This is a genomic window from Vibrio sp. M260121 (genome assembly GCF_036533715.1).
GTDB lineage: Bacteria > Pseudomonadota > Gammaproteobacteria > Enterobacterales > Vibrionaceae > Vibrio.
Map to the genome: position 1 here is coordinate 1 of NZ_JATABF010000001.1, position 12,667 is coordinate 12,667.

Consider the following 12,667-nt stretch of genomic DNA (forward strand, 5'->3'; position numbering starts at 1 on the left):
GAAATACGTAGACAGCCACCGTGCAGAGCTAGGTGCTTTCCAAAACCGTTTCAACCACGCAATCAGCAACTTGGATAACATCAACGAGAACGTGAACGCGTCGAAGAGCCGTATTAAAGATACTGACTTCGCGAAAGAAACGACTCAAATGACTAAGTCACAAATTCTATCGCAAGCGTCAAGCTCAATCCTTGCGCAAGCGAAACAAGCGCCAAACTCAGCGCTAAGCCTACTAGGTTAATTGATAACCTAAGGCGAGAACCTCATTGGCTCGTGGTGAGAGATGAGCGAGTAAACCCAGCTTCGGCTGGGTTTTTTTATGTCTGTTTTTGAGGTTTGGACAAGCTTGAGTTACTTCTAGTTACAATATTAGAGATGCATCACACTTCAGTAAGCCAAAGAAATTAATCGCAAAAAATTGAAAATTTCTCCTAAAGGATATTTATAGGCCGCCGTTAAAGGGACTGAGAGAAATGAGATGTACCTAAGTGAGGTGAGAGACACGACGGTACATCAACTAAAGCCTTAAGGAGATCAACTATGGCGATTAACGTTAATACTAACGTTTCTGCGATGACCGCACAGCGTTACCTAAACCAAGCGGCTGAAGGTCAACAAAAATCAATGGAGCGTTTGTCTTCGGGTTATAAAATCAATAGCGCGAAAGATGATGCTGCAGGTCTACAGATTTCTAACCGTTTGAATGCACAGAGCCGTGGTCTAGACATGGCTGTGAAAAACGCGAACGACGGTATTTCTATTGCACAGGTTGCTGAAGGTGCAATGAATGAATCTACCAACATCCTACAACGTATGCGTGACCTATCGCTTCAATCTGCGAACGGTTCAAACTCGCGTTCTGAGCGTGTAGCGATTCAAGAAGAAGTAACAGCACTTAACGACGAACTAAACCGTATCGCTGAAACAACTTCATTTGGTGGTAACAAGCTTCTTAACGGTACTTACGGTACTCAATCTTTCCAAATCGGTGCGGACTCTGGTGAAGCAGTAATGCTTTCTATGGGTAACCTACGTTCTGATACTTCTGCAATGGGCGGTAAGAGCTACGCAGCAGAAGATGGCAAAGATGCATCTTGGGCAGTAGGTGATAACACTGAACTTAAGATGACTTACACCAACAAGCAAGGTGAAGAGAAAGAGCTGACTATCAACGCGAAACAAGGCGATGATATCGAGCAGCTAGCAACTTACATCAACGGTCAAAGCGAAGATGTAAAAGCATCTGTTGGCGAAGATGGCAAGCTACAAGTATTCGCTGCTACTCAAAAAGTAACAGGCGATGTAGAGTTCTCTGGCAACCTAGCGGGTGAAATTGGCTTCGGCGATGCAAAAGACGTAACGGTTAAAGACATCGACGTAACCACAGTAGCAGGCTCTCAAGAAGCAGTAGCGATCATTGACGGCGCACTAAAATCAGTAGACAGCCAACGTGCGTCTCTTGGTGCATTCCAAAACCGTTTCAACCACGCCATCAGCAACCTAGACAACATTAACGAGAACGTTAACGCGTCTAACAGCCGTATTAAAGATACTGACTACGCGAAGGAAACGACAGCAATGACTAAGTCGCAAATCCTTCAACAAGCAAGTACTTCAATCTTGGCACAAGCGAAGCAGTCACCATCTGCAGCGCTGAGCTTGTTGGGCTAATTGGGTCGACTCAGCCTAGTGATACCATCACCAAAGCGATAGACCTAATCGTTAGCTCATAAGGTGGAAGGGAGATTGTAATGGAAATATCCTCCTACGCATCGAACATCCAGCCTTACGGCACACCGAGTGGCACAAAAGTTGCTAAAGAAAATGGCATAGGCACGCCTAGCACAGCAAGTTCTAACGGCACCGTTCCCGTTGAAAAACTGAACGATGCCGAACGTGATCTCTCTGTTCAAGCTGCGATTGAAATGGCGGAGTCCCGCCAAGAGCTGAACAAAGAAGAACGCGAAAAAATGGTCGAGCAAATGAATGAATTTGTGAGCGCCATGAATAAAGGGGTAGCGTTTCGAGTCGATGAAGAATCTGGCCGAGATGTCGTGACGATTTACGAAGCCACAACCGGTGATGTAATTCGTCAAATCCCTGATGAAGAAATGCTCGTGGTATTGCGTCGCCTAGCTGAGCACACAGCTAACCGCGGTTTGTTAGTTGAAAAGGTGTAAGTCGTTTTTGAGGTGATTTGATGAGTTTAGGCCCTTTGGGGATGTCTGGCGGCATGGATATCAATTCCATGGTCAGCAAAATTGTAGATGCCGAGCGTGTGCCAAAGCAGCAACGCATCGACAACGAGCGCGCGACAATTGACGCCAGCATCAGTGCCTATGGGCGACTCAGAGAATCGTTGGATACGATGAAGAATCTCATGACGAACTTTCGTCAGGAGAAGGCGTTTGCCGTTCGTACGGTAGAAACCACCGATGATAAAATCGTATCTGCGACCGCAACAACAGACGCTATAGCCGGTAAGTATGCTATCGATGTGTTGCAGCTTGCACAGAGTCATAAAGTGGCTTCTGACGTTTTGCCAGAAGATGCCAAGTTTGGCGCTGGTAAGCTGCAGATTTCTCTTGGTGATGACACCTTCGACGTTAATGTTCGTTCTAGCTCCAAGCTAGTTGATGTCGTTCGTGGAATTAACGGCGCTAAGGATAACCCAGGCGTACGTGCTTCCGTAATTAACGACGTAGAAGGGCCGCGTTTGATCCTTGCTTCGAACCTTTCGGGCAAGGACCATCAAATCAAAGTCAGTGTGGAAGCCGAAGTCGGTAACCCTCTGAAACATTTCGAATACAAAACTCTGGAAGACCGAGTGAACGCGCTTGAAGAAGCTCGTGAAGCGGCAGAAGCCGTACTTGGCCCCCTTAAAGAACCAGAGTCAAACACCGATGCAGACAAACCTGAACAGGTGGATGCAGACGGCAATCCTATACCTCCTGAAGAACAAAAAGCGGCAGAGAATGCGCAAGATGGCGCAACGGATGAACCGATCTCTGCAGCGGGTGCCGCTGCGGCGAAAGCAGGGCAAGAAGCGATTGATGCTGCCAATAAACGAGCGGGTATGCGTCCGCAAGACAGTATCCCAGGCTGGACTGAAACCGCTTCAGGTACACTTCTCGACTCTTACCATCCGCCAGAATTAGAGCTGGATGAAGAAGCCATCGTGAAAGCACCAGACGTTCCGGGCTGGAACAATGCCGCCTCAGGTACGCTGACCGACTCTTACGTGACGACCAAGGAAGCTAAACAACAGCTCGAACAAGAGAAAGCTGAAATCGAGCAAAAGATTGCCGATGAAAAGCAAGAGCTTGACCAAAAAGTTGAGCGTGGCGAGTTGACGGAAGAACAAGCGAAACAAATCCATCGTGCCAAGCTCGAGCCTGAAGAGCGTGAGCGTCTTGAGAAAATTGATGCCGCAGAGGCAAAGATCGCAGAAGCGCAAAAAGCCTTTGAAGTTTATTCAGGCATGACAGAAGTGCAAGCGGGTCAGGATTCGCAAGTGATGCTTGATGGCGTCGCACAACTGTCGAGCCACAACAACGTGATTGAAGATGCCATTGAAGGTGTAAACCTCACGTTGAAAGGCAAATCCGAACTGGGTAAGCCGCCAGCCGAAATTGGCGTAGAGTACGATCGCCAAAGCGTTCGCGCAGACATCGAAAACTTTGTTTCAGCGTACAACTCGTTCTACCAAACCTCAAAAGCGCTCGCTAGCGTCGATCCGACAACAGGTCAGAAAGGGCCGCTTGCGGGCGATAGCACAGTACGTAACGCTGATGCGCGCCTGAAATCGGTGTTCTCAACATCCATTGAAAAAGCCCCAGAAGATCTGAAATCTTTAACAGAGTTCGGTATTACCACCACGCGCCAAGGTTCATTGGAAATCAATTACGATATGTTGGATCGCCAACTGAACAACAACTTTAACGAGTTAGAGAAGTTCTTTGGCGGCAACACCGGTTTTGCCAAACGCGTTGAAGACGCAATCCAAGGCATTACCGGTTTTACGGGTAGCATCCGTACGCGAGAGAAGAGCCTAACTGAACAAAACTATCGCCTTGGAGACGACCAAGCGGCATTAGATCGCCGCATGGACAGTTTAGAAAAACGTACCCACGCAAAATTTGCTGCAATGCAAGATGCCACAGGCAAGATGCAAGGGCAGTTGGGGGCGTTGATGAACGCGCTGGGTCAATAGATGAAAAACGAACTCATTGAAATTAGTGATGTTGATCAACTAATTACGCAAGAACTGGAAAAAGTCGACTTTAACGCTGAAGAAATTCAACGTTTGGTCGATATCAGGGAACAGTTATTGCAAAACCTGCTAACCATTGTTGAAAGCAATCCATCGGTTAAGCAGGAAGCAGAGTGGCAAGACTTGCTCATTCGTACCAAAAGAATTGTAGAGCTGATGCAAAACGAGACCACTAATGTTGGTAAAGAGCTTCATAAGTTCCGTTATGGTCAACGTTCGCTTCAGCAGTACAAAAAATTTATATAAAAGAGGAATACTATGCGCGGTTCTTTGCAAGCATACAAAAAGGTATCAGTCGACAGCCAATTGAGCGCGGCTTCTCCGCACAAAGTCATTCAAATGCTAATGGCGGGTGCAATTGAGCGCCTGATCCAAGGTAAAGCAGCAATGCAAGCAGGCAACATTCCTGCAAAAGGTGAGCGTCTGGGTAAAGCGTTGGACATCATCATCGCACTGCGCAGCTGTCTGTCTATGGACGACGGTGGTGATATTGCATCAAACTTAGATTCACTTTACGAGTTCATGATCACTCAGATCTCGGCAGCGAACCACCAAAACGATCCTCAACCGATCGACGACGTTATCGACATTATTCGTGAGATCAAATCAGCTTGGGACCAGATCCCAACTGAGTTTCACAACTTAACGGCTGCTGAAGTCGGCATTTAATAGATAAAACAATACCTTACTTATTTAGTAGGGTATTGTGTCTGATTGCACAGAAAGTCGTTCAGTAAAGTTACAATCAAGCTCACACCTCTTTATTGCTTGGTTGCCTTATTTTTTTATTCAAATAAAATAGAAGTCATTAGTGGCCCCTAATGGCTTTTTTTTGTTGCTGATTTTCCTATTTTGTCTATCGTTAATTGAGAGTGGTCCCACCTTTCTGACACTCAATTGCGCAAATCAAGGTCTGGCCGCAACACACCCATAATAAAGGCAATCATTCTTACTTATGCAAGGTTTGGCAAAGCTGCTTGTAATCGATGACGATGCACCAAGTCGTTTGAATATAAGCAATATATTGGAATTTGTTGGAGAAAGTTGCGAAGCTGTCAGTTCTGATCAGCTAGGCGATGTAGACTGGTCTAGCGTTTGGTCAGGTTGCATTGTTGGTAACATCTCTGCAGGTCGTGCTGCGACAGCGGTGATGACCCACCTCAACGAAGCGTACCATATCCCCCTTCTGGTTCTGGGTTCTTTCCCATTGCCTGTTGATGACTTGCCAAATTTTGTCGGTGAATTAGAACAACCTTTAAACTACCCACAACTTAGCGAAGCGTTACGTCACTGCAAAGACTTCCTTGGTCGCAAGGGCGTTAATGTAGTCGCAAGCGCGCGTAAAAATACCCTTTTCCGTAGCCTTGTTGGCCAAAGCCGAGGCATTCAAGAAGTTCGTCATTTGATCGAACAAGTATCGGGCACAGAAGCAAATGTGCTGATCTTGGGTGAGTCTGGCACAGGTAAAGAAGTAGTCGCACGTAACATTCACTACCATTCTGCCTATCGTAATGGCCCGTTTGTGCCAATTAACTGTGGGGCTATCCCACCAGAGCTTCTTGAAAGTGAGCTGTTTGGTCATGAGAAAGGCGCATTTACTGGTGCTTTAACAGCGCGTAAAGGCCGTTTTGAACTGGCTGAGGGTGGCACCATCTTCCTTGATGAAATTGGCGATATGCCGATGTCGATGCAAGTGAAGTTATTGCGTGTACTGCAAGAGCGTTGCTTCGAGCGTGTTGGTGGTAATACGACGATCAAGGTGAACGTTCGTGTTGTAGCCGCAACGCACCGTGATCTAGAAACCATGATCGACAACGGCACGTTCCGTGAAGACCTTTTCTACCGCTTGAATGTTTTCCCTATCGAGATGCCTGCGCTAAAAGCGCGTAAGCAAGATATCCCGTTGTTGCTACAAGAGCTGATGACTCGCCTTGAAGCAGAAGGCGGACAACCAATTTGTTTCACACCTCGTGCGATTAACTCGCTGATGGAACACAACTGGCCGGGTAACGTTCGTGAACTTGCCAACCTTGTCGAGCGCATGATCATTCTCTACCCAAACAGTTTGGTCGACGTAAACCATCTGCCGACAAAGTACCGTTACAGTGATATTCCTGAGTTCCAACCAGAAGGTAACCCGTTTGCTTCGGTTGAAGAACAAGAGCGTGACGTGTTCCAAGATATCTTCTCTGAGAACTTCAGTTTTGAAGATCAAAGCGACTTGGACCACAACATGAATGCCCCTCAAGCGCTACCGCCAGAAGGCGTGAACTTGAAAGAGCTTCTAGCCGATATGGAAGTCAACATGATCAGCCAAGCGTTAGAAGCACAAGGTGGTGTTGTAGCAAGAGCTGCTGACATGCTAGGTATGCGACGCACGACTTTGGTGGAGAAGATGCGCAAATACAACCTACAACGCTAGGTTTTATCTGACATTGAAGTAAGCACTTTTCATTGAAGTTGTTGTCTTTTCCGACAAGAAAAGCGCGCTTTTCCTAGTGTCAACTTCTTGTCGTTAGTATAACGCTATGATAAATATAGAAAATAGCTTGGTACGCTAATTGCTTGCCAAGCTATTTTAGTTTTTAAATGGCGATATTTCGACAGGCAGTGAATGGACAATAATACCAACCAATCCCATTTAGACTCGGTAGAGAATCAGGTCGAGCGTTATAAGCAGGTTTTGGATGTGATGCCCGCAGGTGTGATCTTATTGGATACACACGGTGTGGTACGCGAAGCCAACCCAGAAGCGCACCGTATCCTTGAGATCCCACTGGTCAACGAGAAATGGTTCAACATCATCCAAGTGGTATTTGATCCGCGCGAAGATGATGGTCATGAAGTCTCACTGCGTAATGGCCGTAAGGTCCGTTTGGCGATCTCGGCCTCTGCTACGGGTCAGCTTATCCTGATCACCGACCTAACAGAAACGCGTTTGCTGCAATCTCGCGTGAGTGACTTGCAGCGCTTGTCATCGCTTGGTCGCATGGTGGCTTCTCTGGCTCACCAAGTGAGAACGCCGTTATCGAGTGCCATGCTATATGCATCCAATTTAGGTGCGCCAAATCTCCCTCCGGCGACAAGAGAGCGATTCCAAAGCAAATTAATGGATCGACTGCACGATTTGGAGAAGCAGGTTAATGATATGCTGCTTTTTGCCAAAGGTGGTGATAATAAAGTCATTAAGCCTTTTAACATTGCTCAGCTTGTTGCCGAATATCAGCCAATGGTGGAAACCGCGCTGAAGAACAACAGCATCGACTACTTCCTAGAAGTTGAAGAAGAGAACACTGAGCTGTTAGGCAACGCTAACGCCATTGCTTCAGCACTGAGTAACTTAGTGATGAACGCGATTCAGATGTCTGGAAAGGAATCGCAAATAGATGTCTTTTTCCGCCCGGTGAACGGTGAACTGCGCATTTCTGTGCAAGACAGCGGTCCGGGTGTACCAAAAGAACTGCAAGCAAAAATTATGGAGCCATTCTTTACCACGCGTTCTCAAGGAACTGGGTTAGGGCTCGCTGTGGTTCAAATGGTTTGCCGTGCCCATGACGGTCGATTGGAACTTATTTCAGAGCAGGGTGATGGAGCCTGCTTTACCATGTGCATTCCGCTAGAGCGAGTGCAAGCAGAAGCGCAATAAGCGGCTTTTGTCGATAACAATTACTGGAGAATCATAATGGCGCAAAGCAAAGTGCTGATCGTAGAAGACGATGAAGGTCTTCGTGAAGCCCTAGTGGATACTCTGGCTCTGGCAGGGTACGAGTGGTTAGAAGCTGATTGTGCAGAAGACGCTTTAGTAAAGCTGAAGTCGAACGCGGTGGACATCGTGGTTTCTGACGTGCAAATGGCAGGCATGGGCGGTTTGGCTCTGCTACGCAATATCAAACAGAATTGGCCAAACTTGCCAGTTCTTCTTATGACGGCTTACGCAAACATTGAAGACGCCGTGTCGGCAATGAAAGAAGGTGCGATTGATTACATGGCGAAGCCATTTGCACCAGAAGTTCTGCTGAACATGGTGAGCCGTTATGCACCAATCAAAAGTGATGACAACGGTGATGCCGTTGTTGCAGACGAGAAAAGCCTGCGTCTACTTGCGTTAGCTGACAAAGTGGCACGCACGGATGCTAACGTAATGATCTTGGGTCCAAGTGGCTCAGGTAAAGAAGTCATGTCTCGCTACATCCATAACGCTTCAAACCGTAAAGATGGTCCTTTTGTTGCAATCAACTGTGCGGCGATTCCAGACAACATGCTGGAAGCAACACTATTTGGTTACGAGAAAGGCGCGTTTACTGGCGCAGTCCAAGCGTGTCCGGGTAAGTTTGAACAAGCTCAAGGCGGCACGATTTTGCTGGATGAAATCAGTGAAATGGATTTGAGCCTACAAGCGAAACTGCTGCGCGTTCTTCAAGAGCGTGAAGTAGAGCGTTTGGGTAGCCGTAAGAGCATCAAACTGGACGTTCGTGTATTAGCAACCAGTAACCGTGACCTTAAGCAGTATGTATCAGAAGGCAACTTCCGTGAAGATTTGTACTACCGCTTGAACGTATTCCCAATCTCATGGCCAGCACTTTGTGAGCGTAAAGGTGACATCTCGCCACTTGCGCAGCACCTTGCTGAACGTCATTGCAGCAAAATGGGCATGCCAGTGCCTAAGTTCTCTCAAGTCGCGTTAGATAAGCTGCTTCAATACCCATGGCCGGGTAACGTTCGTGAGTTGGATAACGTGGTTCAACGTGCTCTGATTTTGAGTGAAAACGGTGACATTGATGCAGAACACATTTTGCTGGAAGGTGTAGATTGGCAAGATGCCAGCAGCCTGCAACATGTTGTACAAAATGCAGAAGTGGTGGTACCGGATGTTAAGCCAGTCGCGCAAGCAGAATCTATCAACCGTGTTGCCGCTGGTGGTGAAGGACTCGGTGGTGAACTGCGTGACCAAGAATACGCGATCATTTTGGAAACGCTGATCGAATGTAACGGTCGTCGTAAAGAAATGGCAGAGAAGCTGGGCATCAGTCCACGTACTTTGCGCTATAAACTTGCCAAAATGCGTGACGCTGGTATCGATATTCCGGCTTAGTATTCACATAAATAGCCATAGGACAAAAGTGTGGGTACACTACGGCACTATTGTCTTATGGCACAGTAATTGCTGTGTCAATAATCAGTTTTATTTAATAGTCAAACTTTTGGCTTAGAGGTGACAATGAAAGTTGATGGTATTCAGGCAGAAATGCGCGCCATGATGGTGGAAGCGACCAACACCGCTCCCGTTGCAACAGGTGCGAAAGTTGGGGCAGATTTTGGTGATCTCCTAACAAAAGCCATCAATAACGTAAACTCACTTCAAAAAGCATCGGGCGATCTGCAAACGCGTTTCGACCGTGGTGATGCCGATGTTTCCCTTTCTGACGTTATGATTGCTCGTAACAAGTCCAGTGTTGCATTTGATGCCACTGTACAAATCCGCAATAAGCTCGTTGAGTCCTACAAGGACCTCATGAACATGCCAGTGTAATTTTAGGTAATAAGTGTGGCAGACAAGTCTACAGATTTAACCGTCACTGATGGCGGCGCAGATGGTGCACTGATCGCTGGCTCAGATTTGGATGTGGATAGCCAAAACCCAGATCTTGAAGAGCGCAGTGCGTCAAAATTCGATATGGCAGTAGGCGACCTCGATTTACTTCGTCAGGTCGTATTAGTGCTGTCCATCTCTATCTGTGTTGCGTTGATCGTGATGCTTTTCTTCTGGGTAAAAGAACCGGAAATGCGCCCACTTGGTGCATACGAAACCGAAGAACTGATCCCAGTGCTGGATTACCTCGACCAGCAAAAAATCAATTACAAGCTAGATGGCAACACCATTTCTGTGGAATCGAGTGATTACAACTCGATCAAACTGGGCATGGTGCGTGCGGGCGTGAACCAAGCAACAGCGGCAGGCGATGACATTCTGCTGCAAGACATGGGCTTTGGTGTATCACAACGTTTGGAACAAGAACGTTTGAAGCTCAGCCGCGAACGCCAACTTGCACAAGCGATTGAAGAGATGAAGCAGGTACGCAAAGCGCGTGTGTTGCTCGCTCTGCCAAAACACAGTGTGTTTGTTCGTCATAACCAAGAAGCGTCTGCTTCAGTATTTTTGACGCTCTCTACAGGCGCAAACCTAAAACAACAAGAAGTGGATTCCATCGTTGATATGGTGGCAAGTGCCGTTCCGGGCATGAAGACCTCTCGTATTACGGTCACCGACCAACACGGTCGCCTGCTTAGCTCAGGTTCTCAAGACCCTGCGTCTGCAGCGCGTCGTAAAGAACAAGAGTTAGAGCGCAGCCAAGAGCAAGCGCTGCGCGAAAAAATTGATTCAGTACTTCTGCCTATTCTAGGTTTTGGTAACTATACCGCTCAGGTCGATATCCAAATGGATTTCAGCACTGTTGAGCAAACTCGTAAAAACTTCGATCCGAATACTCCAGCAACGCGCAGTGAATACGCACTAGAAGATTACAATAACGGCAACATGGTTGCGGGCATTCCTGGTGCACTGAGTAACCAACCGCCAGCTGATGCGTCGATCCCTCAAGATGTGGCGCAGATGAAAGACGGTTCGCTGACTGGCCAAGGCTCAGTTCGTAAAGAATCGACGCGCAACTTTGAGCTTGATACCACCATCAGCCACGAGCGCAAGCAAACCGGCACGTTGGCGCGTCAGACCGTTTCGGTTGCAATCAAAGACCGTCGCACCTTAAACCCAGATACGGGTGACGTGACGTACACGCCACTTTCAGAATCTGAAATCAACGCGATTCGCCAAGTGCTGATCGGTACCGTTGGCTTTGATGAGAACCGCGGTGACTTGCTCAATGTACTGAGTGTGAAGTTTGCTGAGCCAGAGCTTGAGCAAATGGTTGATCCACCTATTTGGGAACATCCAAACTTCAACGATTGGGTTCGTTGGTTCGCGAGTGCGTTGGTGATCATCGTGGTTATTTTGGTTCTGGTTCGCCCTGCGATGAAGAAACTGCTTAACCCTGCGAGCAATGACGAAGATGAAATGTACGGACCAGATGGCTTGCCAATTGGTGCGGATGGCGAAACCAGCCTGATTGGTAGCGACATCGAAAGCGGTGAACTGTTTGAGTTTGGTTCAAGCATTGATCTGCCTAACCTGCACAAAGATGAAGATGTACTCAAAGCAGTACGTGCTCTGGTGGCAAACGAGCCAGAGCTTGCTGCTCAAGTTGTGAAAAACTGGATGAACGAAAATGGCTAACGATATCGTACCTCAAGATGAAAACGGCGCAGGTTTGCCAGCGGAGTTTGATGTCTCTAGCATGACAGGCGAAGAGAAAGCGGCGATTTTGCTGCTGAGCCTGAACGAAAACGACGCGGCGGGCATCATCCGTCACCTAGAACCAAAACAGGTTCAGCGTGTGGGTAGCGCAATGGCGCGAGCGAAAGACCTAAGCCAAGATAAAGTGTCTGGTGTGCATCGTGCGTTTTTAGAAGACATCCAGAAATACACCAACATCGGTATGGGCAGCGAAGACTTCATGCGTAATGCACTGGTGGCTGCTCTGGGTGAAGACAAAGCTAACAACTTGGTCGACCAAATCCTATTGGGTACTGGCTCGAAAGGTCTGGATTCACTTAAGTGGATGGACCCTCGCCAAGTGGCAAGTATCATCGTCAACGAACACCCGCAGATTCAAACCATCGTACTTTCGTACTTGGAAGCAGACCAATCGGCAGAAATCCTTTCTCAGTTCCCAGAGCGTGTGCGTCTGGATCTGATGATGCGTATTGCCAACCTAGAAGAAGTTCAGCCATCGGCATTGGCAGAGCTGAACGAAATCATGGAGAAACAGTTCGCAGGTCAAGCGGGTGCACAAGCAGCGAAGATTGGCGGCTTGAAGGCAGCAGCAGAAATCATGAACTACCTAGACAACAACGTCGAAGGTATCTTGATGGAGCAAATCCGCGACCAAGACGAAGACATGGCAACACAAATCCAAGATCTCATGTTCGTATTCGAGAACTTGGTGGAAGTGGACGACCAAGGTATTCAGAAATTGCTGCGTGACGTTCCTCAAGACGTTCTGCAACGTGCACTTAAAGGTGCCGACGACTCTCTACGTGAGAAAGTCTTCAAGAACATGTCTAAGCGTGCAGCTGAGATGATGCGTGACGATATCGAGGCAATGCCTCCGGTTCGCGTAGCAGACGTAGAAGCGGCGCAAAAAGAAATCTTGGCGATTGCTCGTCGTATGGCCGACGCTGGCGAAATCATGCTGTCTGGCGGTGCAGACGAGTTCTTATAATCCTTTCTTATTCCTCCTGCTTAAGTGGGAGGAATGCACTTCCTTAGTCGCGCATTTT

12 protein-coding genes are annotated in these 12,667 nt (G+C 47.6%); all 12 read left to right on the forward strand.

Annotated elements, in window-relative coordinates; all coding sequences use genetic code 11:
• The coding region (locus QTO06_RS00005) for a flagellin (protein WP_331406452.1) at nucleotides 1-241 on the forward strand (241 nt) is incomplete at its 5' end.
• Nucleotides 242-540: 299 nt separating this feature from the next.
• Nucleotides 541-1,671 carry a flagellin gene (locus tag QTO06_RS00010; protein WP_331406453.1) on the forward strand — a complete coding sequence of 377 codons (1,131 nt, stop codon included), beginning with the start codon at nucleotides 541-543 and terminating at the stop codon, nucleotides 1,669-1,671.
• A gap of 80 nt (nucleotides 1,672-1,751) precedes the next feature.
• Nucleotides 1,752-2,180 carry a flagellar protein FlaG gene (gene flaG / locus QTO06_RS00015; protein ID WP_331406454.1) on the forward strand — a complete coding sequence of 143 codons (429 nt, stop codon included), beginning with the start codon at nucleotides 1,752-1,754 and terminating at the stop codon, nucleotides 2,178-2,180.
• A 20-nt stretch (nucleotides 2,181-2,200) separates the two neighbouring features.
• The gene (gene fliD / locus QTO06_RS00020) at nucleotides 2,201-4,213 is read left to right on the forward strand and encodes a flagellar filament capping protein FliD (RefSeq protein ID WP_331406456.1); all 2,013 of its coding nucleotides are present in this window, start codon (nucleotides 2,201-2,203) and stop codon (nucleotides 4,211-4,213) included.
• Nucleotides 4,214-4,519: a flagellar protein FliT gene (locus QTO06_RS00025; RefSeq protein ID WP_331406458.1), complete on the forward strand. Its 306-nt coding sequence runs from the start codon at nucleotides 4,214-4,216 to the stop codon at nucleotides 4,517-4,519.
• Nucleotides 4,520-4,531: 12 nt separating this feature from the next.
• The gene (gene fliS, locus QTO06_RS00030) at nucleotides 4,532-4,942 is read left to right on the forward strand and encodes a flagellar export chaperone FliS (protein ID WP_005438665.1); all 411 of its coding nucleotides are present in this window, start codon (nucleotides 4,532-4,534) and stop codon (nucleotides 4,940-4,942) included.
• 286 nt (nucleotides 4,943-5,228) lie between these two features.
• Nucleotides 5,229-6,695: a sigma-54 dependent transcriptional regulator gene (locus QTO06_RS00035; protein WP_331406459.1), complete on the forward strand. Its 1,467-nt coding sequence runs from the start codon at nucleotides 5,229-5,231 to the stop codon at nucleotides 6,693-6,695.
• A 192-nt stretch (nucleotides 6,696-6,887) separates the two neighbouring features.
• A complete protein-coding gene (locus tag QTO06_RS00040; RefSeq protein WP_005438668.1) occupies nucleotides 6,888-7,919 on the forward strand; it encodes a sensor histidine kinase in 1,032 nt (343 codons plus the stop codon).
• A 36-nt stretch (nucleotides 7,920-7,955) separates the two neighbouring features.
• Entirely contained in the window at nucleotides 7,956-9,365 is a 1,410-nt protein-coding gene (locus tag QTO06_RS00045) for a sigma-54-dependent transcriptional regulator (protein WP_009707377.1), read from the forward strand.
• Between the two features lie 126 nt (nucleotides 9,366-9,491).
• A complete protein-coding gene (fliE, locus tag QTO06_RS00050) occupies nucleotides 9,492-9,803 on the forward strand; it encodes a flagellar hook-basal body complex protein FliE (protein WP_005438670.1) in 312 nt (103 codons plus the stop codon).
• Between the two features lie 15 nt (nucleotides 9,804-9,818).
• The gene (gene fliF / locus QTO06_RS00055) at nucleotides 9,819-11,561 is read left to right on the forward strand and encodes a flagellar basal-body MS-ring/collar protein FliF (protein WP_331406460.1); all 1,743 of its coding nucleotides are present in this window, start codon (nucleotides 9,819-9,821) and stop codon (nucleotides 11,559-11,561) included.
• The gene (gene fliG / locus QTO06_RS00060; RefSeq protein ID WP_005433061.1) at nucleotides 11,554-12,609 is read left to right on the forward strand and encodes a flagellar motor switch protein FliG; all 1,056 of its coding nucleotides are present in this window, start codon (nucleotides 11,554-11,556) and stop codon (nucleotides 12,607-12,609) included. The genes fliF and fliG overlap by 8 nt, the downstream gene beginning before the upstream one ends.
• Nucleotides 12,610-12,667 lie beyond the last annotated feature (58 nt).

Bases quoted from the DNA above. Each gene is read 5' to 3' on its own strand.
- QTO06_RS00010 (WP_331406453.1), top strand. From the start codon at position 541: ATGGCGATTAACGTTAATACTAACGTTTCTGCGATGACCGCACAGCGT.
- flaG (WP_331406454.1), top strand. From the start codon at position 1,752: ATGGAAATATCCTCCTACGCATCGAACATCCAGCCTTACGGCACACCG.
- fliD (WP_331406456.1), top strand. From the start codon at position 2,201: ATGAGTTTAGGCCCTTTGGGGATGTCTGGCGGCATGGATATCAATTCC.
- QTO06_RS00025 (WP_331406458.1), top strand. From the start codon at position 4,214: ATGAAAAACGAACTCATTGAAATTAGTGATGTTGATCAACTAATTACG.
- fliS (WP_005438665.1), top strand. From the start codon at position 4,532: ATGCGCGGTTCTTTGCAAGCATACAAAAAGGTATCAGTCGACAGCCAA.
- QTO06_RS00035 (WP_331406459.1), top strand. From the start codon at position 5,229: ATGCAAGGTTTGGCAAAGCTGCTTGTAATCGATGACGATGCACCAAGT.
- QTO06_RS00040 (WP_005438668.1), top strand. From the start codon at position 6,888: ATGGACAATAATACCAACCAATCCCATTTAGACTCGGTAGAGAATCAG.
- QTO06_RS00045 (WP_009707377.1), top strand. From the start codon at position 7,956: ATGGCGCAAAGCAAAGTGCTGATCGTAGAAGACGATGAAGGTCTTCGT.
- fliE (WP_005438670.1), top strand. From the start codon at position 9,492: ATGAAAGTTGATGGTATTCAGGCAGAAATGCGCGCCATGATGGTGGAA.
- fliG (WP_005433061.1), top strand. From the start codon at position 11,554: ATGGCTAACGATATCGTACCTCAAGATGAAAACGGCGCAGGTTTGCCA.